Origin of the sequence: Microbacterium sp. NPDC090007 (genome assembly GCF_044748345.1) — a bacterium.
GTDB lineage: Bacteria > Actinomycetota > Actinomycetes > Actinomycetales > Microbacteriaceae > Microbacterium.
This window is the reverse complement of sequence record NZ_JBIVFV010000002.1, coordinates 278,512-298,563: the sequence shown is the minus strand read 5'-3', so window position 1 is coordinate 298,563 and position 20,052 is coordinate 278,512. Positions and strand designations below refer to the sequence as shown.

At 72.4% G+C, this 20,052-nt stretch carries 16 protein-coding genes and 1 pseudogene; 10 read left to right on the top strand and 7 right to left on the bottom strand.

The genetic code is table 11. The features are described from left to right. Positions 1-7: 7 nt before the first annotated feature. The 3 genes from ACIPVB_RS09950 to ACIPVB_RS09940 are packed head-to-tail and all read left to right on the top strand — an operon-like array spanning position 8 to position 3,646. On the top strand, positions 8-1,429 hold the full coding sequence (locus ACIPVB_RS09950) for a NosD domain-containing protein (protein ID WP_400368586.1): 1,422 nt from the start codon (positions 8-10) through the stop codon (positions 1,427-1,429). After that, the gene (locus ACIPVB_RS09945; RefSeq protein WP_400368584.1) at positions 1,410-2,495 is read left to right on the top strand and encodes a glycosyltransferase; all 1,086 of its coding nucleotides are present in this window, start codon (positions 1,410-1,412) and stop codon (positions 2,493-2,495) included. Before ACIPVB_RS09950 ends, ACIPVB_RS09945 begins: the two co-directional genes overlap by 20 nt. Further along, positions 2,492-3,646 carry a glycoside hydrolase family 5 protein gene (locus ACIPVB_RS09940; RefSeq protein ID WP_400368583.1) on the top strand — a complete coding sequence of 385 codons (1,155 nt, stop codon included), beginning with the start codon at positions 2,492-2,494 and terminating at the stop codon, positions 3,644-3,646. Before ACIPVB_RS09945 ends, ACIPVB_RS09940 begins: the two co-directional genes overlap by 4 nt. Positions 3,647-3,658: 12 nt before the next feature. On the opposite strand, the gene ACIPVB_RS09935 is transcribed toward ACIPVB_RS09940, so the two are convergent. Then, the gene (locus ACIPVB_RS09935; RefSeq protein ID WP_400368582.1) at positions 3,659-4,888 is read right to left on the bottom strand and encodes an Ig-like domain-containing protein; all 1,230 of its coding nucleotides are present in this window, start codon (positions 4,886-4,888) and stop codon (positions 3,659-3,661) included. Between the two features lie 371 nt (positions 4,889-5,259). Between ACIPVB_RS09935 and ACIPVB_RS09930 the strand changes: the two genes are divergently transcribed. Continuing rightward, the gene (locus ACIPVB_RS09930; protein ID WP_400368581.1) at positions 5,260-6,225 is read left to right on the top strand and encodes a glycosyltransferase; all 966 of its coding nucleotides are present in this window, start codon (positions 5,260-5,262) and stop codon (positions 6,223-6,225) included. Next, positions 6,222-8,291: pseudogene (locus ACIPVB_RS09925) on the top strand (glycosyltransferase); the annotation flags it as partial. The gene ACIPVB_RS09930 and the pseudogene ACIPVB_RS09925, both read left to right, overlap by 4 nt. A gap of 65 nt (positions 8,292-8,356) precedes the next feature. On the opposite strand, the gene ACIPVB_RS09920 reads toward ACIPVB_RS09925, so the two are convergent. From ACIPVB_RS09920 to acs, 6 genes are all read right to left on the bottom strand, one after another. Further along, entirely contained in the window at positions 8,357-9,367 is a 1,011-nt protein-coding gene (locus tag ACIPVB_RS09920; RefSeq protein ID WP_400368580.1) for an acyltransferase family protein, read from the bottom strand. After that, entirely contained in the window at positions 9,364-10,452 is a 1,089-nt protein-coding gene (locus tag ACIPVB_RS09915) for an acyltransferase family protein (RefSeq protein WP_400368579.1), read from the bottom strand. The genes ACIPVB_RS09920 and ACIPVB_RS09915 overlap by 4 nt, the downstream gene beginning before the upstream one ends. Continuing rightward, positions 10,430-11,707, bottom strand: a complete 1,278-nt coding sequence (locus ACIPVB_RS09910; RefSeq protein WP_400368578.1) for a polysaccharide pyruvyl transferase family protein — start codon at positions 11,705-11,707, stop codon at positions 10,430-10,432. The genes ACIPVB_RS09915 and ACIPVB_RS09910 overlap by 23 nt, the downstream gene beginning before the upstream one ends. Before the next feature lie 23 nt (positions 11,708-11,730). Further along, entirely contained in the window at positions 11,731-13,179 is a 1,449-nt protein-coding gene (locus ACIPVB_RS09905; RefSeq protein WP_400368577.1) for a lipopolysaccharide biosynthesis protein, read from the bottom strand. Positions 13,180-13,223: 44 nt separating this feature from the next. Next, positions 13,224-14,657 (bottom strand): hypothetical protein, encoded by a 1,434-nt coding sequence (locus ACIPVB_RS09900; protein ID WP_400368575.1) that lies wholly within the window; start codon positions 14,655-14,657, stop codon positions 13,224-13,226. A gap of 171 nt (positions 14,658-14,828) precedes the next feature. After that, entirely contained in the window at positions 14,829-16,796 is a 1,968-nt protein-coding gene (acs, locus tag ACIPVB_RS09895) for an acetate--CoA ligase (RefSeq protein ID WP_400368574.1), read from the bottom strand. Between the two features lie 411 nt (positions 16,797-17,207). On the opposite strand from acs, the gene ACIPVB_RS09890 reads away from it, so the two are divergent. Genes ACIPVB_RS09890 through ACIPVB_RS09870 form a run of 5 tightly spaced genes read left to right on the top strand, consistent with a single transcriptional unit; the run spans position 17,208 to position 19,993 of the window. Beyond that, complete coding sequence (locus ACIPVB_RS09890; RefSeq protein WP_400368573.1) at positions 17,208-18,188, top strand: TadA family conjugal transfer-associated ATPase; 981 nt, start codon at positions 17,208-17,210, stop codon at positions 18,186-18,188. Next, entirely contained in the window at positions 18,185-19,069 is an 885-nt protein-coding gene (locus tag ACIPVB_RS09885) for a type II secretion system F family protein (protein WP_400368572.1), read from the top strand. Before ACIPVB_RS09890 ends, ACIPVB_RS09885 begins: the two co-directional genes overlap by 4 nt. Before the next feature lie 47 nt (positions 19,070-19,116). Then, the gene (locus ACIPVB_RS09880; protein WP_400368570.1) at positions 19,117-19,338 is read left to right on the top strand and encodes a DUF4244 domain-containing protein; all 222 of its coding nucleotides are present in this window, start codon (positions 19,117-19,119) and stop codon (positions 19,336-19,338) included. Continuing rightward, positions 19,335-19,664: a TadE family type IV pilus minor pilin gene (locus ACIPVB_RS09875; RefSeq protein ID WP_400368568.1), complete on the top strand. Its 330-nt coding sequence runs from the start codon at positions 19,335-19,337 to the stop codon at positions 19,662-19,664. The genes ACIPVB_RS09880 and ACIPVB_RS09875 overlap by 4 nt, the downstream gene beginning before the upstream one ends. Beyond that, entirely contained in the window at positions 19,640-19,993 is a 354-nt protein-coding gene (locus ACIPVB_RS09870; RefSeq protein WP_400368566.1) for a helicase, read from the top strand. Before ACIPVB_RS09875 ends, ACIPVB_RS09870 begins: the two co-directional genes overlap by 25 nt. Positions 19,994-20,052: the final 59 nt, after the last annotated feature.

Sequence of the window (20,052 nt, the reverse complement as noted above, 5' to 3'; positions counted from 1 at the left end):
GCCCACCGTGTCACTGTCCCCCCGTCGCTTCCTCGCACCGATCCTCGTCGTCTTCGCCCTCGTCGCCGCGCTGCTCACCTCCATTCCCTCCTCCGCCATCGCCGCCGCCTCCCCGGCCGGTCCCGGCACGTACGAGGAGTCCTCGCCCGCCGTCTCCTACTCCGGGACGTGGACGTCGCTGGGATCGTCGGGTTCGAGCGGAGGAGCCATCCGCTACAGCACCGTGTCGACGGCATCCGCGAGCCTGACCTTCACCGGCGGGTGGATCACCTGGTACACGTGGAAGTCCGCGAACGCCGGCATCGTCCGCGTCCTGATCGACGGCGTCGAGGTCGCGCGCGTCGACAACTACGGCAAGTCCACCGCGACCGCCGTCGTCGGCTACAGCGCCCCCGTGTCGGACGGGCCGCACACCATCACCATCGTCGGATCGGGGTCGAAGAACTCCGCCTCGGGCGGACGCATGACCCACCTGGACTCGTTCGTCGTCACCGCCGAGCCCGTCGATCCCCTCGACACCGCCGACATCCCGCGGGCGGCGGAGTGCCCGACGGCCACCGCGTCGGTGGCGAACGCCGGCGAGCTCACCGCGGCGCTCGCCGCCGCCGAACCGGGCAGCGTCATCCGTCTGGCCGACGGCACCTACACCGGCCAGTTCCTGCTCAACGCCTCGGGCACCCCCGACCGCCCCATCTGGATCTGCGGGTCGTCGAAGGCGACGCTGACCACCGGGGCGATCGACAAGGGCACGGCCCTGCGCGTCGAGCAGTCCTCGAACGTCGTGCTCACCGGCTTCACCGTGGCCCGCTCCCTGCAGGGGGTCATGGTGAAGTACAGCTCGCGCCTCGTGCTCAGCGACCTGATCGTGCGCGACACCGGCTACGAGGGCATCCACCTCTACGCGTTGACCACGGACAGCGTCGTCGCCCACTCCATCCTCGGTCGCACCGGGGTCCTCGACGTCGCTTACGGCGAGGGCGTGTACATCGGCACCTCGCAGCGGCGCTGGGCCGAGGTGACCCAGGGTTACGCCGACGCCTCCGACCGCAACACGATCATCGCCAACCGCTTCATCCAGACCGGTGCCGAGGGCATCGACGCGAAAGAGGGCACGAGCGACGGCGTCATCGCCGACAACACCTTCGAGGGGGCGCTCTCGGGGTCGCGCTCGCTCGGCTGGGTGCTCGTGACCGGTAACGGCTGGTCGGTGAGCGGCAATACCGGAGACACCGCGGTCGGCAACGCCTACGCCTCGATGAGCTGGGGCGACTGGGGCTACGACAACGACTTCCGGGCCAACACCGGTCGAGCCGGGACGTCCGGCTACGGCGTGTGGGTCCACGACAAGACGCGGGGTGTCACCGTCGCCTGCGACAACGACATCGACGCCGCAGGAAGTGGGAACACGAATGTCTTCTGCTCGCCCTGACACCGACCTCGTCTTCGTCGTCGCATCCGCCGACGACCCGGCGACGGAGACGGCCGCGACCTGGGCCGACGCCCTGGCCGCGGCCGGGGTCGCCGCCGTCACGATCGCCCTGCGCACGCTGCCCGGCCGCGGCGGTGCGCGCATCGCGGCCCTCGCCGCGCGGCTGGATGCCCTGGCCCCCCGCGCGCTGGTGGGAGTCGGCACGGCCGCCGCCCTCGCCGCGTTGGCGGCGCGCGAGTTGACCACCCGGCGCCCCGCGGTGGTGGTGAGCGAGCACGAGTCGCTCGCGGCCCGCCGACGCGGCGCTCCCGCCGCGCGGATCGGCGCGATCCGGGCGGCGCGTCGCTACCGTCACGCGGATGTGGTGGTCTCGTCGTCGCACGCCCTGGCCGCCGAGATCAACGCCGGGTGCGCGGTGCCGGCCAGCCGCAGCCTGGTCGTGCCCGAACCCGTGCCCGGACTCGTCCCCGACGGCGCCGAGCGCGCTGCGCGCGGGCCCGGCGGCGCCGAGCGCGCTGCGCGCGGGCCCGGCGCCGCGCCGCGGCTGACGGTCGTCGTCGCCGGGGAGCTCACCGCCGCGAACGATCCGCTGCGCGTCGTCGCGGCGGCCCGCGAGCTCGACCGACGCGGGATCGCGGTCGAGCTCGCCGTGCGCCCCGGCGGCGCACAGACCGAGGCGGTGCGGCGTGCGGCCGCGTCCCACGGCATCCGCATCCGCGACGACGACGGGATGGCGGGACCCGGAGCCGTCGTGGTCCTCGGTGCCGGGAGCACGGGCTTCGGCGCCGAGCTCGTCCGCGCCGCCGCGCGGGGTGTCCCCGCGGTGGCCGTGTCCACCGCGCTCGGCGTGGCGGATGCCGTGGTTCCCGGCGTCACCGGAGAACTCGCCGTCGCGGGCGACGCGGCCGCGCTGGCCGATGCGATCGTCTCGGCCTCTCGCATCGAGGTGGCCGGGGTGGACGACTGGCTCGCGCGCTTCGCGCCGGCATCCAGCGCGCGTCTGCTGCTGAGGGCGGTCGCCCTGGCCACGGCGCGCACCGACGCGGAACGGACCGTCCCGGCATGACCCGGCGCGCGGCGCGCGCACTCGTCGCGGCCGCCCTCGCCGCCGTCGGGATGCTGGCCGGCTGCACCCCCGGACCGCGTCCCGACGTCGTCCCGGTGCCCGCCGACGCTTTCGATGCCTACCTCGACGGCGCCGCGTACCTGCGCGGGGTCAATCTCTACGGTCATGTGCTGGGCGGTGCGGGGGCCGAGGCCGGATCGGCGAACGAGCCCGAGGCGAGCTACGCCTTCCTCGCCGCGCGCGGCATCGACATCGTGCGCCTGGCCGTGCCGTGGCAGCGCCTGCAGGTCATCCCGGCCGGGGGATCCGCCCTCGACGGTCTCGCCCAGCCCGTCGATGAGGCCTACCTGGACGCGATCGCGGCCGAGGTGCGCACGGCTTGGGCCCACGGCATCCGCACGGTGGTCGACCTGCACAACGGCTGCACGTATCCGTGGGGCGCCGGACCCGAGATCCCGGGCAGCGTGCGATGCGGCGCCGGCATCACCGAGGACCACGTCACGACCGTCTGGACGGCGCTCGCGGGGCGCCTGCACGACGAACCCGGGGTGGCCGCCTACGACGTGTTCAACGAGCCGCGCTGGTCGGTCGGGGTGGACGTCTACAAGCACTTCGCGCAGGTGGGGGTCGATGCCATCCGCTCCACCGGGGCGACCCAGCCGGTGTGGGTCGAAGGCATCCTCAGCGACCAGCGGGGCCGACTGTCGGCCATCGCCCCCGACGGGCCGTGGATCGTCGACCCGACCGGGCGGGTGATCTACTCGGAGCACTTCTACGCCGACGCGTCGGGACCGGCCTACGCCGACATCGAGGACCCCGAGCGCGTCCTCGACCGCCTGCGCACGTTCGGCGACTGGTGCGCGCACTGGGGGGTGCGCTGCGCGGTCGGCGAGGTGGGGTGGCCCTCGGGAGGCGAAGGCGGAGCCGCGAACGCCGCGGACGCCGAGCGGTGGAACGCCCTGTTCGAGCGTTTCTACGACCTGGCGGACGACTACGCCCTCGACGTCACCTACTTCGGCGCCACCAGCGCCCGCACGGTCGGCACGCTGCTGGCGTACGTGTCGAGCGAGCCCGGGATGCCGTCGCCGACCGGGATCGACACGGCGCTGTCGCAGGCGCGGGTCATCGAGGCGCACCTCTCGCAGAGGTGAGCGTCGTCGCGCTCAGTTGGCGATCGTGAGGCTGACGGCGGCGGAGGTCGCGGTGTTGCCCGCCGCGTCGGTCGCCTTCGCCGTGATCGGGTACGTGGCGTTGCGGACGTTGCGGGTGTCGTAGGCCGCGCGCCACTCGGACGCCGTGACCCGCGTGGCGACCGCCAGGCGGTTGGTGCCCGCCCAGATCGTCACGCCGGTGACGCCCCCCTGATCGGTGGCCGAGACGCGGATCGTGACGACGCCCGAGACGGCGGTGCCCGACGCGGGCGAGAGGATCGCGACGGCGGGGGCGGTGGTGTCGGGGCGCGGGGTGGATGTCGGGGTGGGACTCGGGGTCGGGGTCGCGGTCGCCGTCGGCGTCGCGGTCGGGGTCGGCGTGGGTGTGGCCGTCGGGGTGGGGGCGAGCGAACCCCAGCGCGTCATCGACGCGGTGAAGTCCCCGGTCGCGAATCCGGGGGTGCTGTGGCCGAGCGTGTGGGTGCGGACCGAGGCCTCGGACGCGACCGCGGCGACACGGTCGACGAGGGCGAGTCCGTGGCGGCGCGGAGGGACGGTGGTGTCGCTGCCGTCGGGCGTCGAGACGACGACGCGGACCTTCGTGCCGCGCCAGGCGTCCGGGGCGAAACGCCTTGGGTTGGCGGCGTCGATCGCCGAGAGATCATCGCCGAAGACCGCCTGCACCGAGAGGCGGCCGCGGCCCCCGTCCTCGTAGAGGGCGCGCAGATCGTACGCGGCGTTGACGTCGTACAGCCCCGTGATGTTCGGCAGCAGCCGACGACCGTAGGTCTCGGCGGCCAGCACGCCGCCGCCCGAGGTGGCGCGCAGCACGACCGACGAGATGAGGAACTGCCGGGTCAGCCACGTCAGCCCCGCGTTCTGGAGCTCGACGGCGCGGGGAGCGGAGTAGAGCGTTCCGCCCGCCTTCTGGCAGATGGCGATCGCGCCGCGCTCGACGGCCCACATCGCCGAGGAGCGGAAGCTGCCGTCGAGCGCGTTGTGATCGCCACCCGAGCCGTGGTAGTACCACACGATCGGCACGGGGCGTCCGTCCTGGGGCTTGATGCTCTGCGGCACGTAGAGGCGCGCCGGGTCCTTGCTGATGGTTACGCAGATGTTGTCGAACAGGGCGCCGCCCGGGGTCAGCTCGTTCGCGGTACGCGCATACTCGCCGGGCAGGGTGGGCGTCGGCCCCGATGTCGCGGCGGTCGCCGAGCGGGCGGCCCACAGACCGAACGCCACGGCGCCGGCTCCCCAGGCACCGCCGGCCAAGACGGTACGGCGACTGACGGATCGTTTGCGTTCTGGCGCCATTTCGTGGATTCCCCTCAGCCCCGGCGTCCGTGCGAAATCGCTCGAGCGCATTCTCGTTCCCATTGTGCGAGCGCGGGGGACGGGGAATGTGAACGGGCTGTGACGATCGCTCGCCGAATAGACGACGAGCCCGAATCCGCCCCGATTCGCGCGGTACAGTTTCGCCACGCCCGGGGCGACGGACGGAAAACGCACGATCGCTCCGGAGAAGAATCCCGGTCGTCCCGTTTCGGGGGAATGCACGAGACGACCGTCCGACGGGCCTGCGAGCCCGAACACAGGGGGGAATCGGTTGCGTCATGTCTACGACCGTGTGGGGAGCCGGCGGAAAGACCGCATTCATCTGCTCGACGGGCGGCCATTTCGCCGAATTGATCAGATTGGAATCGCTGTTCGGACGGCATCCTGATTCGCTCTGGATCACCTTCGACACGCCGCAGAGCCGGCAGATGCTCGAGGGGCGACGGTGCGTGATGCTGCCGTATGTGGGCCCGCGCGATCTGAAGGGAACCCTCGCGGCCGCGGCTCCCCTCCTGCGCATCTTCCGCTCCGAGCACTTCGACGCGGCGATCAGCACGGGGGCTGCGATCGCGACGGCGGCCCTGCCCCTGGCCGCGAGCATCGGCATCCCCGCCACCTACATCGAGAGCGTGGCCCGCGTGGACGGCCCGTCGATGACGGGGCGACTCCTGCAGAATGTGCCGAACGTGCACCTGCGCACCCAGGCTCCCGGATGGGCGAACGGCCGCTGGAAGCTGTGCGACGGTGTCCTCAGCACCTACCGCGCCACGGCGCGCCTGCGTCCGGCTCGACCGCGCCGACTCTTCGTTACCCTTGGCACCATCCAGGGCTACCGGTTCGACTCGGTGATCGACGCGGTGCTGTCGACGGGTCTCGCCGACGAGAACACCGTCTGGCAACTGGGCGCGACCTCGCGCGACGACCTGCCCGGAACGGTGCACGACTACCTCGCGCCCGAGGACTTCACGCGTGCCGCCGTGTCGGCGGACGTGGTCGTGTCCCATGCCGGCGTCGGCTCGCTCCTCGAGATGCTCGCTCTCGGCGTGCACCCGGTACTGGCCATCCGCCACGCCGACCGCGGCGAGCACGTCGACGACCATCAGGACCAGATCGCGGCGCTGGTGAACTCCCTCGGGATCGCCACGGCCGTCCCCGGCCCCGCCGTCACGCGCGAGATCTGCGAGCGCGCGGCCGCGCTGGCCACGGTCGACGATCTGACCCGCTCGAGGGAGCTCGCCGCATGAACGCCCCCCGGCCCCGCACGCCGGCCGACGCCCGCGCGCGCCGCGAGATCTTCGCCGTCGGACGGGGGCAGTACGAGAACGTCGGCGACGTGCTGCTGCGACGTCCGCTGCTGGACTGGGCTCGCGAGAGCGGTCGCCTGCACGTCTACGTCGGTCAGTCGCCCGCGGGCTACGACGAGGGACTCGGGTTGCAGCCCGGAGACGTCGTCTACCGCTCGTTCGTGTCGTGGTACCGGGCGCTCGTGGGGTACGCGGCGCGCGGCGAGGCCGACAGCATCTACAAGCCCGGCGAGTTGCAATTGACCCTGATCGGCATGAAGGAGCACCTGGCGATGCTCCCCGCGGCCGTCCTCGTGCGCTCTCGCGGGGGCCGGGTCGCCCGTGTCGGCGCCGGGGCGCGCAATTTCGCGCCGCTGCCCCGCGCCCTGATGTGGCCGTCCAACGTCCTGAGCTCGTACACGCGGTGGCGCGACGACCGCACGGCGGCATACCTCGGGTTCGGCCCCGCCATGCCCGACCTCGGGTTCTGCGAAGGACTCGACGAGCGGGGTGTCGAGGCCGCCCGCGCAGAGGGACCCGGCGTCCGCGACCTGTTCGTCGTCTCGCTGCGCGACGACACCGAGGTCGCACCACGGCCGTACCCGCGCGCCGCGTGGATCGCGGCCGTCCGCGACGCGGCGTCCGCCCTGGGGCTGCGACTCGTGGTGGTCACGCAGGTCAGCGTGGACGACGAGCGCTCCCACCGCCTCGCGCGGGACCTCGACGCCGAGGTGATCGGCTGGCCCGACCCCGCCGACCACGCCGAGCAGGAGAAGCGGCTGCGCGCCGTCTATCGCCGCACCGCCGTCGCCGCGAGCGACCGGCTGCACGTCATCATCGCCGCGTACACCGAGGGTGCGATGCCGATCGGTCTGCAGCTGGACGACGCCGACAAGATCTCGCGTCACTTCGACACGATCGGTCTGCACGATATCGCCGTCAACACCACCGGGATGGATGCCGCCACCCTCCGCGACCGTCTGACCGCGCAGGCAGCGCGCCGCGGCGAGGCGCTGACGGCTCTGCACGCCGCCCGCGCGCGCCTGGACGTCGTGCGCGCCGAACTCGCCGCGCTGCTGCGTCGAGAGGGGACCTCGCCCGCGGTGCGGCCCACCGTCGACCCACCGACGGTGTACCACCTCGGCCGTGATGGGGACCACCCCGGAGGCATGACGCAGGTCGTCAACGCCTACGCCCGATGGCCGTTCGCGAACTGCCGAATCGACGTGGTCGCCTCGCGCGGCAACCCGGGCGACCACCTCACCGCCCTCCGGCTCCTGCTCGCCGCGCGCCGCCGCGTCCGGCGGATCGCGCGGTCGCGAGAGCCCGCGGTCTTCGTCGCGCATCTGTCCGAGCGGGGGTCGTTCCTGCGCGAGGGCCACCTCGCGCGTCTGGCGGCCCGGCTGGGCGTCCCCGTGATCGCGCACCTGCACGGCAGCGAATTCGACGCCTACGAGGCGCGGCATCCCGGCCGCGTGCGCGACGTGCTGTCGGCGTGCGCGCACGTGATCGCCCTCTCGGAATCCGCGCGGGCGATCGCCGCGCACTACGTGGGGGACGAGCGTGTCACCATCGTGCCGAACGCCGTGCCGGCGGGGCGGGCGACGACCGCCGAGCGCGTGGTCGTGTTCGGCGGGGTGGTGTCGCGTCGCAAGGGCGTCGACGTCCTCGACGCGGCGTGGCGCCGCGTGCACGAGCGGTTCCCCGACTGGTCGCTCGTCGTGGCCGGGCCCGTCCGTGAGGCCGATGTCGTCGACCGCACCCTGCCCCGGGCGGTCTTCCTCGGCGGCGTGCCGCATGACGAGCTGCTCGGACTGCTCGAGCGCGCCGCGGTCGCGGTGCTGCCCTCTCGCGACGAGGCCATGCCCATGTTCATCCTCGAGGCCCTGGCCCGTCGGGTCTGCGTCGTGTCGACCGAGGTCGGCGGCATCCCGGACGTCCTCGACGGCGGCCGAGGTCATCTGGTGCCCCCGGGCGACGTGGACGCGCTCGTGGCGGCCCTGACCACCGCGATGGGCGATCAGACCGACCGCGAGCGGCGCGCGAGCCTGGGCCACGGGTCGTTCCTGACCGCCTTCGCGGCCGAGGCCGTCTACCCGCGGGTGGAGTCCATCTGGTTGGCGCCCCTGGGCGACCGCTTCGGCGGCGAGAAGATCCCCGGGACCGAGCCCAGCAGCGCGGCGATCGCCAGGCACACCGCGACGGCCCCGACGCACAGCCCTGCCGCGACCAGCGCCGCGGGGACGGTGCCCGCGGGGATCACGGGCACGACGGCGGCCAAGAGCAGCGTGTGAAGCACATAGACCGGGAGGGTGCGACGCCCGACGGCGACGAACGGGGCTGACAGCACCCGCGACCTCGCCAGCGCCGACGCCACGACCACACATGCCGCCACGCACACCACCGAGAGCACGACCCGGGCGACACCGGCGGCGGCCGAGGGAACGACGGTGAACACGGCGAACGCGACGGGCACGACGACGACCGCCGGAACCGCCCACCACACCCGTGTCCGAGCGGCCAGGTCTTTCCACCGCGTCGTCGCGCGGACGCCGAGGACGAAGAAGAAGAGGTAGAGCGCGATCGAGCGCCAGATGGGATTGCCGCCCGTGGGGACGATGTCGTACGCGGCCGCCACCGAGACCGCGGCGGCCGGGACGAGGACCGCCCACGCGGGCCATGCCCGCGTGGCGCGGGCGATCACCACGTAGAGGATGAGGGCGAACAGGAACCACAGCCCGGTGGTCGGCCACACCGGCAGCAGCACGAACGCCAGCCACGGCGGCACGTCGCCCAGCGGCCAGGGCACCACGCTGAACCACACCGCACGGATGGCCGACCACACCACGTAGACGTAGACCAGCAGCCACAGGCGGCGCGCCCAGACCTCGCCCCACGGGCGCCGGACCACACCGGCGGCGAGCATGCCCGAGATGACGAAGAACAGCGGCATCCGGATCGCGGTCAAGAAGGTGTTGGCGGTGTCGAGCCAGCCGAGGTCCCACCCGTACGCGCCCATGAGCTGCAGGGTGTGGGCGAGGACGACGAGGATCATCGCCCCGCCACGGGCGGTGTCGGGCCACCGCAGCCGGGGGGCGCTCACGGTGTCTCCCGGGCGCTCGGGCGCGTGGCTCTGGCCCCCGCGGAGCGTCCGAAGGGATAGACGAACAGCCACGACAGCCGGGTCAGATACCGGGTGAGCACGATGGACAGGGCCGTCACGACCGCCGTCATGGCCCCGATCACCAGCAGCCCCCGACCCGGCAGCGTGTCGAGCCATCCCGCTATGGGCGAGAGGACGATCGCGAGCAGGGCGATGACGAAGATGTGCACGAGATAGACGTTGAGCGAGCGCACCCCGATGTACGAGATCCACGCGAGCGGACGCACGCGGGCGACCCGTGTGGCGAGAGTGAAGCCGGCGGCGACCACCAGGACCTGCCCGACGAGGGCCACACCGGGGATCCCGGCGACCCGCGGGACGACCGTCGCGAACACCGCGAATGCGGCGAAGGCGACGATGCTCCCCACGATCACCGGCGCGGTCGTTCGTTCGACGGCCGTGTGGATGCGGCGCTGGAAGGTCGCCCCCACGACGAAGAACACGAAGTACTCGATCATGCGGTTCCACCCGACGTTCTCGGTGTCGATGAGCCCCGCCGACATGAGCGCCGAGGCGACCAGCGCAGCCGCCGGCAGCATCCACGGCGGCAGCACCCTGCTCGCCCACAGCACGAGGGTGAAGACGAACAGGGCGTAGATGAACCAGTACGAGCTGATGGGCCACACCAGGATCCCCAGAAGCGCCAGGGGATCGGATGCCGCGGTGCCCGCCCCGTCCGCGCGCACGTTCGGTACCACGAGGTAGAACACGAACCGCAGCAGCGACCACACCACGTAGAGGTAGAGGTACTGGCGCAGTCGTCGTCGCCAGAGATCGGAGAACGACCAGCTCTGCACGCGGGTCTGGAACAGCCCCGAGATGAGGAAGAACGCCGGCATCGGGAACAGATCGAGCACGATCCGCGCGCGGCCGACCCCGGCGGCATCCATTCCGAGCGAGTTGAGAAAGAGCGATACGTGGTAGGCGACGATCATGATGATCGCCACGCCTTTCACGACGTCCATCCAGTCCCGCCGGCCGACGTCGTCGCGCAGCCAGAGGCTAGCTCGTCGAGTGCTTTCCATTCCGTTCCCCCCAGAATCGGTCCGCACGCTCGGCATCCTCACGGCCCCCCGCGCCGATGCGTACGGTGTTGGCGCGCGCGAGTGCGCGCGCCCGGTCGGCCCCGCGACGGACCCGATCGGTCGCGTCGGGGGCGTCGAGCGCCGAGACCACGACATCGCGGATGTCGTGGCCCATGCCCGTGCGCGGTGAGACGCACAGCTCGGGCCAGTCGAAGAGCCGCATGAGCCCCTCGACCTTGCCCTGCGAGGCGAGCGTGACCGCCGGCACCCCCTGTGCCAGCGACATCACCGCCAGGTGCATCCGGCCGGTCACCACGACCGACGCGGACGCGGCGAGACGGCGGATCTCGGACGGCGCGAGCGTCGTCTCGACCAGCGTCACGCCCTCGCCCTCGCCGTCGTGTCGCAGCGCGTCGTGGACGGCCCGGCACGCGGCGAGGTCGTCGGCGGTCGACCGCAGCACGTGCGGAAGCAGGACGACACGGATGCCGCGCGCCCGCAGTTCGGCCAGGACCGGGCGGTACTCCCGGGCCTGATCCACCGTGCGGGCGATCAACCCGCTCGCGTTCACGAGCGCGTAGGGCGGCTCGAGACCCGCGAGCACGACGGGCGCGCGGTCGGCGCGCCGGTCGTCGGTGAAGACGATGTCGGCGGTCTCGACGACCCCCGGGATGCCGAGCGCGCGCACCCGCGCCGCCGAGGCGGGGTCGCGCAGCAGCAGGCGGGCGCCGGCGGTCCCCGCGCGGCCCAGCGCCGCGCGGGCCGGAGCCGGGGCGGCACCGTTCCAGCTGAAACCGATGATGGAGGTGTCGAATCCCCGCTCCGCCGCCACCGCGGCGATCGTCGATCGGCGCACCGAGGGACGCAGCGAGTACACCCCGTCCATGATGTCGGCGCCGATGATCGACACGGTCGCCGCTCCGCCGAGCAGCGCGCCCAGTGCGCGCACGTCGCCGCGGTGGCCGTGGTCGTCGCCGTAGAGCAGGTGGGGAAGGGCGACGATGCGCGCGCGCCCGGCGAGGTCGGCGGGCAGCACCAGGTCGTCGTCATGGCGGGTGACGATGGTCACCGGTCGGTCGGCGGCGGCGACGAAGGCCTCCACCATCGCCTGATCGCCGATGTTGCCCGCGCCCGGTGGGGCGATCAGGACGTGACCGTCGTGCCCGGGTCGTCCTGCCGAGGAACGCAGCAGCGCGGTGAAGCGCCGGATCGGCAGGCCGCTGCGGTCCAGGACCTGACGGCGGAGGCGCCGCACGCGCCTCGGAATCGAACGCAGCTTCACGGGGTGTCCTCTCCGGTGGTGCGGGGGCCGCGCGCCCGGCGCAGGTGCTGGCGCAGCGCGAGGATCGTGCGGATGTCGCGGCGGTAGGCGGGCAGCACCAGGGCCGTGAGGGCGAGGGCGGCGAGCAGGACGACGGCCCCGACACCCAGGCGCGCGACGTCGTCGAGGCCGGGCCACAGTGCGGTCGCGCCGGCCGAGAGCAGGGCGGCGATGCCGTAGACGGCCACCGTGCGCGCGCCCGCCCAGAACAGCGGAGCACCCCGCAAGAAGGTGCCGCGCGTCATCCACACGATGCCGATGGGCCACACCAGCACGTTGCCGAGCGCGTACGCCCAGGCGACGCCCTCGACGCCCCACAGCGCCCCCGTGACGATCAGGCCGATCACCACGGGCCGTGTCGCGACGGTGTACCAGAAGAAGCGCTTGGTCAGCCCGAGCGACAGCGACACCCAGTAGGTGGCGTACGCGGCCGCCTGGAAGAACCCGGCGATCGCGAGGATCTGGAACAGGTGCACGGTCGGCTCCCACCGCGGGCCCAACGCGACGGCGACGAGGGCGGGCGCCTGGGCGACACTGAACGCCAGCACTCCGGCGACGATGTTGAGCAGCACGATCTGCCCGACGGCGAGAAAGCGGGCGTATCGCTCGGGCTCGTCCTGCAGGCGCGACAGCGTCGGCAGCGCGACGCGGGAGGCGGGGGCGTTGATCTGGTTCAACGGCAGGACCATCAGCTGGAACGCGCGGTTGTAGAAGCCGAGCGAGGCCGGCCCGAAGAGGCGGCCGATCATGACCGAGTCGATGTTTCGACTGGCGTACACCAGGACCTGGGATGCCACGAGGTGCCCGCCGAAAGAGACCAGGCCGCGGACGGACTCGCCGCGACCCGGCAATCCCGGCCACCACCCCGCCACGAGGGGCAGCGCCATCGCCATGAGCAGAACCGGCAGGACCTGCTGCACGACGAGGGCCCAGTACCCCCAGCCCCAGACGGCCAGGACGAGGGCGACGCCGAGCCCGGCGATCTGCGCGCCGATCTCGACCGACGACAGCGAGACGAAGCGGAAGTCGCGGTTCAGATGCGCGCGGAACTGCGTCGAGAACCCGTTCAGCAGGAACGTGGGGGCCAGGGCGATCGCCACGGCGACGAGGCGGGGATCGGCGTACAGCGCGGCGATCGGCACGGCCAGGGCCGCGCACGCGACGCTGAGGGCCGCTCCGATGCCGAGGTTGATCCAGAACAGCGTCGAGCGCTGTCCGTGCGACAGGGTCTTGGCCTGGATCGCGGCGCTGGACAGTCCGAAATCGCGCACGATCTCGCCGACGCCCACGATCGCCAGCACCATGGCCGTGACGCCGTAGTCGCTGGGGGAGAGCAGCCGAGCCAGCAGCACGATGCCGGTAACCTGCACGACGATGCGCACGCCCTGCGCGCCCAGCGTGGTCACGGCACCGCGCGATGCGGTGCGCCCGAGGCTTCGCGGCGGCGCCGTCACGCCGGGATCCGATCCCCGACAGGACGAGCCGCGGGAGCGGCGGACGGGGCGAACGGCGTCGCCTCGCGCCCGCCGCCGTGCAGTGCGAGCAGGGCCAGCACGCCGATGATGACGTGCATGCTGCGCACCGCGTCGAGCGTGTTGAAGCCGGTGATGGCGACGAGGTACGCGACGAGCGCGAGCAGGGCCGCGAGGTTGCCGGTGACCGCGGCACGCCAGGCCAGCGCCGCCGCGAAGGCGAGGAAGAAGAGCAGCCCCGGGATGCCGACGCTGATCAGCAGCTGCAGCATGCTGTTCTCGATGATGATCGTGTCGAACAGGCGGCTCGTCTCGCCCGAGGTCCCCGGTCCGGTGCCGATCCATCCCGACAGGTCCGAGGCGCGGAAGGCGACATCGATCGCGCGGTCGCGTACGTCCGCCGAGATGCGCGATTCGATGGAGTCCGCCCGTTCCACGAGCGGTCCGAAATTGAGGGCGGCCACCCCGCCGACCGCCGCCACGACCACGAGCTGCATCCACCGCTTCGCGTGGGCCCACCCGATGAAGAGAGGACTGATCAGGATGCCGAATCCCACCGCGACGGCGACGGCGGCGAGCGGTCCGCGCGACACCGTCCCCATGACACCGGCGGCGGCGATCAGACCGGCCACGAGCGGCCAACGGCGTCCTTCGGTGAGCCACGTGCCGATGCCGAGCAGGGCCGGGACCGTGAGGAAGGCGGCCGCGAAGAGGGGGTGCGAGAAGGCCCCTCGCGCGCGGTAGACCGAGAAGATCAGGTCGCCCGACGCGGTGCCGTACAGAGGCGAGAAGCGCAGGACCGACTCGACCAGGATGTACAGGCCCGACAGGGCGCCGACCACCAGCAGCGTCTCGCGCAGGAGTCGGGCTTCGCGGCGCGCGTCGACGACGAGCAGCGGCAGCAGCACGCTCGTGACGAACGCCACCGACCAGCCGATCGACGTCTCGTCCCACCCGTTCAGCGCGATGGAGCACACCAGCCACACCGCGAAGAGCAGGCCGGTGGCGTAGAGGGCGTAGCGCGCCGCGAGCGCCGACGGCTTCTCGGCCGGCAGAGTCCCCCGTCCGCCCGGTGAGAGCAGGCGCCGGACGACCCACACGCCCATGACGATCGCCAGCGGGGGGACGGCGTTGAAAGGTCCCTCGGCGGGGATGAGGCGCGTGGGGAACAGGGCCAGGACCGCCATGGCCAGGGAGGGCAGCCACTGCACCGGCACGATGAACAGGGCGATCGCGAACACGGTCGCCGCGGGGATGAGCGCGGCGATCGCGAGGCTCGGCTCGTCGATCGCCCGGATGGCCGCCGCGGTACCGCCCATGATGAAGACCGTCGCGAGCGCGCCGAGCCCCCAGGGGCGCCAGAGACCCGTCGGTCGCGCCCTCGCGATGAGGTGCCGTGTCGTCCTGCTCATCCGATGCCCGCCCCCGCCCCGTGGATGTGCTGAGCACACGCTAGCGAGCGACGGTGTCCGTCACGTTTCCTGTCCGTGACGCCGCGGAGGCGGGTTCGGGGAGGATAGGTCGTCCCCGGTGCGACGGCGATGACGGGGTGGATGCCGGGGCTGCGGCATCCACCGCGCCGATCACTTCACCTGGGCGCTGATGACGCTCATCACGGCCGTGTCGGCGAGGGTGGTGGTGTCGCCCACCTCGCGGCCCTCGGCGACGTCGCGCAGCAGGCGCCGCATGATCTTGCCCGAGCGCGTCTTGGGCAGCTCGCCGACGATGTACACGTCGCGAGGTCGGGCAATCGGGCCGATCTGCTCGCCCACCCACCTGCGCAGCTCTTCTCCGAGTCCCTCGACGGGGTGCTGTTTCAGGTAGCGGCTCTTGATGATGACAAAGGCGACGACGGCTTGACCGGTGGTCTCGTCCGACGCGCCGACGACCGCCGCCTCGGCGACTCCTTCGTGCCCGACCAGGGCCGATTCGATCTCGGCGGTCGACAGGCGGTGCCCCGAGACGTTCATCACGTCGTCGACGCGACCGAGCAGCCACACGTCGCCGTCGTCGTCGAGGCGGGCGCCGTCCCCGGCGAAGTAGTAGCCCTTGTCGGCGAACTTCTCCCAGTAGGTCTCGCGGTAGCGATCGGGGTCGCCCCAGATGCCGCGCAGCATGCTCGGCCACGGCTCGGTCACGACCAGCAGACCGCCGGACCCGTTGGCGACCGGCTCACCGCTGTCGTCGACCACGGCGATCGAGATCCCGGGCACGGGCACCTGGGCCGAACCGGGCTTGGTCTCGGTCACGCCGGGCAGGGCCGAGATCATGATCGCCCCGGTCTCGGTCTGCCACCACGTGTCCACGATCGGCGTCCGATCGGCACCGATGATCTCGCGGTACCAGACCCACGCCTCGGGGTTGATCGGCTCGCCGACCGAACCCAGCAGCCGCAGCGACGACAGGTCGAAGCTCTGCGGCACGTCGCGGCCGATCTTCATGAACGAGCGGATCGCGGTGGGCGCGGTGTAGAAGACGGTCACGCCGTGGTTCTGAATGAGCTCCCACCAGCGTCCCGGGTGCGGGGTGTCGGGAGTGCCCTCGTACAGCAACTGCGTCGCGCCGTTGGCGAGGGGGCCGTACGCGACATACGAGTGGCCGGTGATCCATCCGATGTCGGCGGTGCACCAGTAGACGTCGGTCTCGGGGTGCACGTCGTGCACGACCCGGTTCGTGAACGCGGCCTGCGTCAGGTACCCGCCGGAGGTGTGCAGGATGCCCTTGGGCTTGCCGGTGGTGCCGGAGGTGTAGAGGATGAACAGCGGCGTCTCGGCCGGGAACGCCTGCGCCTCATGCGCGGACGACGCCTGCGGAACCACGTCGTGCCACCACAGGTCGCGGCCGGCGGTCCACTCGACGTCGTTCTCCCCGCGCTTGACGACCAGCACGTGCTCCACGGTCTCTTGGATGCCGGACCCGTTGCGGTCCGCGAGGGCCTGGTCCACCGCGGGCTTCAGCGGCGACACCTTGCCCTTGCGCCACCCGCCATCGGCGGTGATGACGACCTTGGCGCCGGCGTCGTCGATGCGCGCGCGCAGGCTGTCGGCCGAGAACCCGCCGAAGACGACCGAGTGCACCGCGCCGATGCGCGCCACCGCGAGCATCGAGGCGATGGCCTCGGGGATCATGGGCAGGTACAGGGCGACACGGTCGCCCTTTTCGACCCCCAGGTCGGTCAGGACGTTGGCGAGGCGCTTGACCTCGTCGGTGAGCTGGGCGTAGGTGATGTCGCGCCGGTCGCCCGGCTCGCCCTCCCAGCGCAGGGCGATGCGCTCTCCGTTGCCCGCGTCGACGTGGCGGTCGAGACAGTTGTAGGCGACGTTGAGTTCGCCGTCGGCGAACCATTCGGCGAACGGCGGGTTCGACCAGTCCAGCACCTGGGTGAACGGGGTGTGCCAGTGCAGTTCCCGCGCCTGGTCGGCCCAGAAGCCCTCGCGGTCGGCGGCCGCCCGCTCGTACAGGCTGCGGTCGGCGACGGCGTCGCCCGCGAAAGCGGCTGACGGGGCGAACCGCCGGGTCTCGTTGAGGAGGTGGTCGATCTGGCTGCTCATCCGGGCGCTCCTTCGCATTCCGGGACGCCCGCGACGGTGCACGGCGTCTCCCTCCGGTCACGCTAGCGAGCACCCTGCGCAGGGGCCACCTCCGATAGTTGGCATCCGTCCGCGTGTGAAACAGGTGATATATCGCAAAGAATCTGACCGATGAGTTAGGCCTGCTCGGCTGTCCCGCGTAATCTAGGTGCTGCCCGAACATCGATTTCGGCATTCGCGCCGGGGGGAGCCCCCCAATTTTTCCCCGGCGCGTGGCGGCATCCCTCGCCCCCCACTGTAGGGATGCCGCCCCTTCTTTTTTCCGGACCGCTCAGCGGTTCCCGTCCTCCCCACGGTGGCGACCTCGGCATCCATCCCCCGAACGGGCCGACGGCCCGGCGATGCGTGCGGGCGCGCTCCTAACGTCGGGGCATGTCCTCCCCTTCCTCCCTGCGGCCCCCGGGTGGTGGCGCCGCGCGCGGCGACGACGACCCGGCGCTGATCTTCCTGCGCCCCTTCCTCGACGATCCGCGCGTGACCGACCTCCTCATCAGCGGCGAGGACGGTCTCTTCCTCGATCGGGGAGAGGGGATTGATCGCATCCCGTCCTGGCGCGCCGACGAGGACGAGGTCCGTCGCCTCGCCGTGCGTCTCATCGCTCTCGGCGGTCGTCACCTGGATGACGCGGCGCCCTGCGTCGACGTGCGCCTCGACCACGGGATCCGGGTGCACGCCGTCCTCGCCCCCGTCGCGGCGCGCGGCACGAGCATCTCGATCCGCATCCCACGGCGCGAACCCCTCGACCTCGCAGCATTGCAGCGCTCGGGCATGCTCTCGGCCGGGGCCCGGCAGCGACTCGAGCTCCTCGTCGAGCGGCGCGAGAACGTCCTGGTCTCGGGAGCCACGGGCACGGGCAAGACGACCCTGCTGTCGGCCCTGCTGACGGCTGTCCCCGAGGACGAACGGATCATCACCATAGAAGAGGTGTGCGAGCTCCGTCCGCGCCATCCGCACCACGTCGCACTCGAGGCGCGTCAGCCCAACCTCGAAGGCGCCGGCGGCATCCCGCTGGCCCGTCTGCTGCGCGAGGCGCTGCGCATGCGACCGGACCGCCTCGTCGTGGGCGAGTGCCGGGGCGAAGAGGTGCGCGAACTGCTCATGGCGTTGAACACCGGTCACGACGGCGGCGCGGGCACCCTGCACGCGCGCAGTCTGCGCGACGTCGCCCCTCGGCTCCAGGCCCTGGGTGCCCTCGCCGGCATGGATCCGGCCACCACCGCTCAGCAGGCCGCGGCGGCGATCGATGCCATCGTCCACGTCGGACGCGTCGACGGTCGGCGACGCGTCACCGGGTGGGGGCGGCCGGTCGCTCAGGACGGCCGGCTGCTCATCGAACCCCGGGACTGGTCGTGAGACGACGGCGCGGGGCGCCGGCGCCCACGGCGGACCCTCTCGAGACCATCCTCCGCCTGGCCGTCCTGCTGTCGGCCGGAGCGTCGGCGGCGACCGCGTGGGCGCACCTCGCCGAGACCGGCGACCCGGTCCTGCATACGGCCGCGGCGGCCGCGAGGCGGGGCGCCGACGTCGGGGAGACCCTCCGGGCGGCGGGGGAGTCGTGGCGGGACGTCGCCGCCGTCTGGACGGTGGCCGCCGAAACCGGCGCACCGCTGGCGGACACGCTGCGCACCGTGGCGGCGAGTCTGCGCGATGCCGCAGAGGTCGCCGCCGACGTCGATGTCGCTCTCGCCGAGCCGGTCGCGACCGCGCGCCTGCTGGGATGGATGCCGCTCGTGGGCCTGCCGATGGGCATGGCCATGGGGGTCGATCCCGCGCGCACGCTGTCGGAGCCCGCGGGTGCGGCGTGCGTGTGCGGGGGAGTGCTGCTGTCGATCACGGCGCGGGCGTGGACCTCCCGTCTGTCCCGGACGGCGCGGCGGTCCCTCCCGACCCCGGGACTGCGCGCAGAGCTGTGGGCGGTGGCGCTGTCGTCCGGGGCCTCGACGGATCGGGCGCGGCATCTCGTCTCCGACGCGACGGCCGACCGGGCGCAAGACGACTCCGACGTCGACGGCACGGTCGCCCTCGCCGTCCGCACGGGGGTCCCGGCCGCCGAGCTGCTCCGGGGTGACGCATGGATCGCGCGGCACCGCGCGCGCACCGTCGGGCGCACCGCCGCGGCGCGCTTGTCGACACGACTGCTGCTGCCGCTCGGGATCTGCACCCTCCCCGCCTTCCTGTTGCTCGCGGTGGTGCCGATCATGCTCGGCCTCCTGCGTGCGAGCGCCCTGCCGTGACGTCGCTGTTCTCCCATCCCACCCGCCCCACCAGCCGAGGAGTCCTCATGAACCCGTTCCCGCCCGCCGCAACCGACGCACTGCCTCCCCTCACCTCGCATCGGGCGCAGGCGCTCTTCCTCGATGAGCGCGGTGCCGCCACCGCCGAATACGCCGTGGCGACCATGGCGGCGGTGGCGTTCGCCGGCCTGCTCGTCATGATCATGCGCAGCGATGAGGTGCGCGGCATCCTCACCGATCTCGTCCGTCGCGCCCTCACGGTGCAATGACGTCGTACGCGCTCGACGAACACGGGGCGGTCTCGGCCGAGTTCGCCATCGCCCTGCCGGCCGTCCTCGTCGTGCTCGCCCTCGGCCTCGGCGTCCTCGGAACCGCGGCGATGGGCGTCCGCCTGCAGCATGCCGCGACCGAATCGGCCCGTCTGCTCGGTCGGGGCGATCCCGACGCCCTGGCCGTCGTCGCCGAGGCGGGCGGGACCGCCGGGGTCGATCGTCACGACGGAGTCGTGTGCGTCACCGCCACGACGTCCGCGCGGGTCGCCCTGCCGTTGCCGCCGGTGACCGTGAGGGCGTGCGCCCTGGACGGGGGGCGCTGATGGCCGGCGCCGCGGCGACCGTCGGCGTCGTCGCCGTCATCGTCGGGGTGAGCGCCTCGCTCGCGATGGTCGGTGCGGCCGCGGTCGTGGCGCAACGCACCGGCGGGACAGCCGACGCTGCGGCCCTCGCGGCCGCCGACACCGCGAGCGGTGCGGTCTCGGGAATTCCCTGCGAGCAGGCCCTTCGCGTCGCCGAAGCGGGCGGAGCGCACCTCGCCGCGTGCGATGTCGACGGCCTCGTCGCCACCATCACGGTCACCGGGGCGTACGGTGGGATTTCATTCGATGCGCACTCGCGGGCCGGACCCCCCGATGCTTCGACCCCGTGAGACCTCCCGGAACCCGGACAGGGAGGCGTGTGTATGGTGTGCATCGACGAAAGGACCCC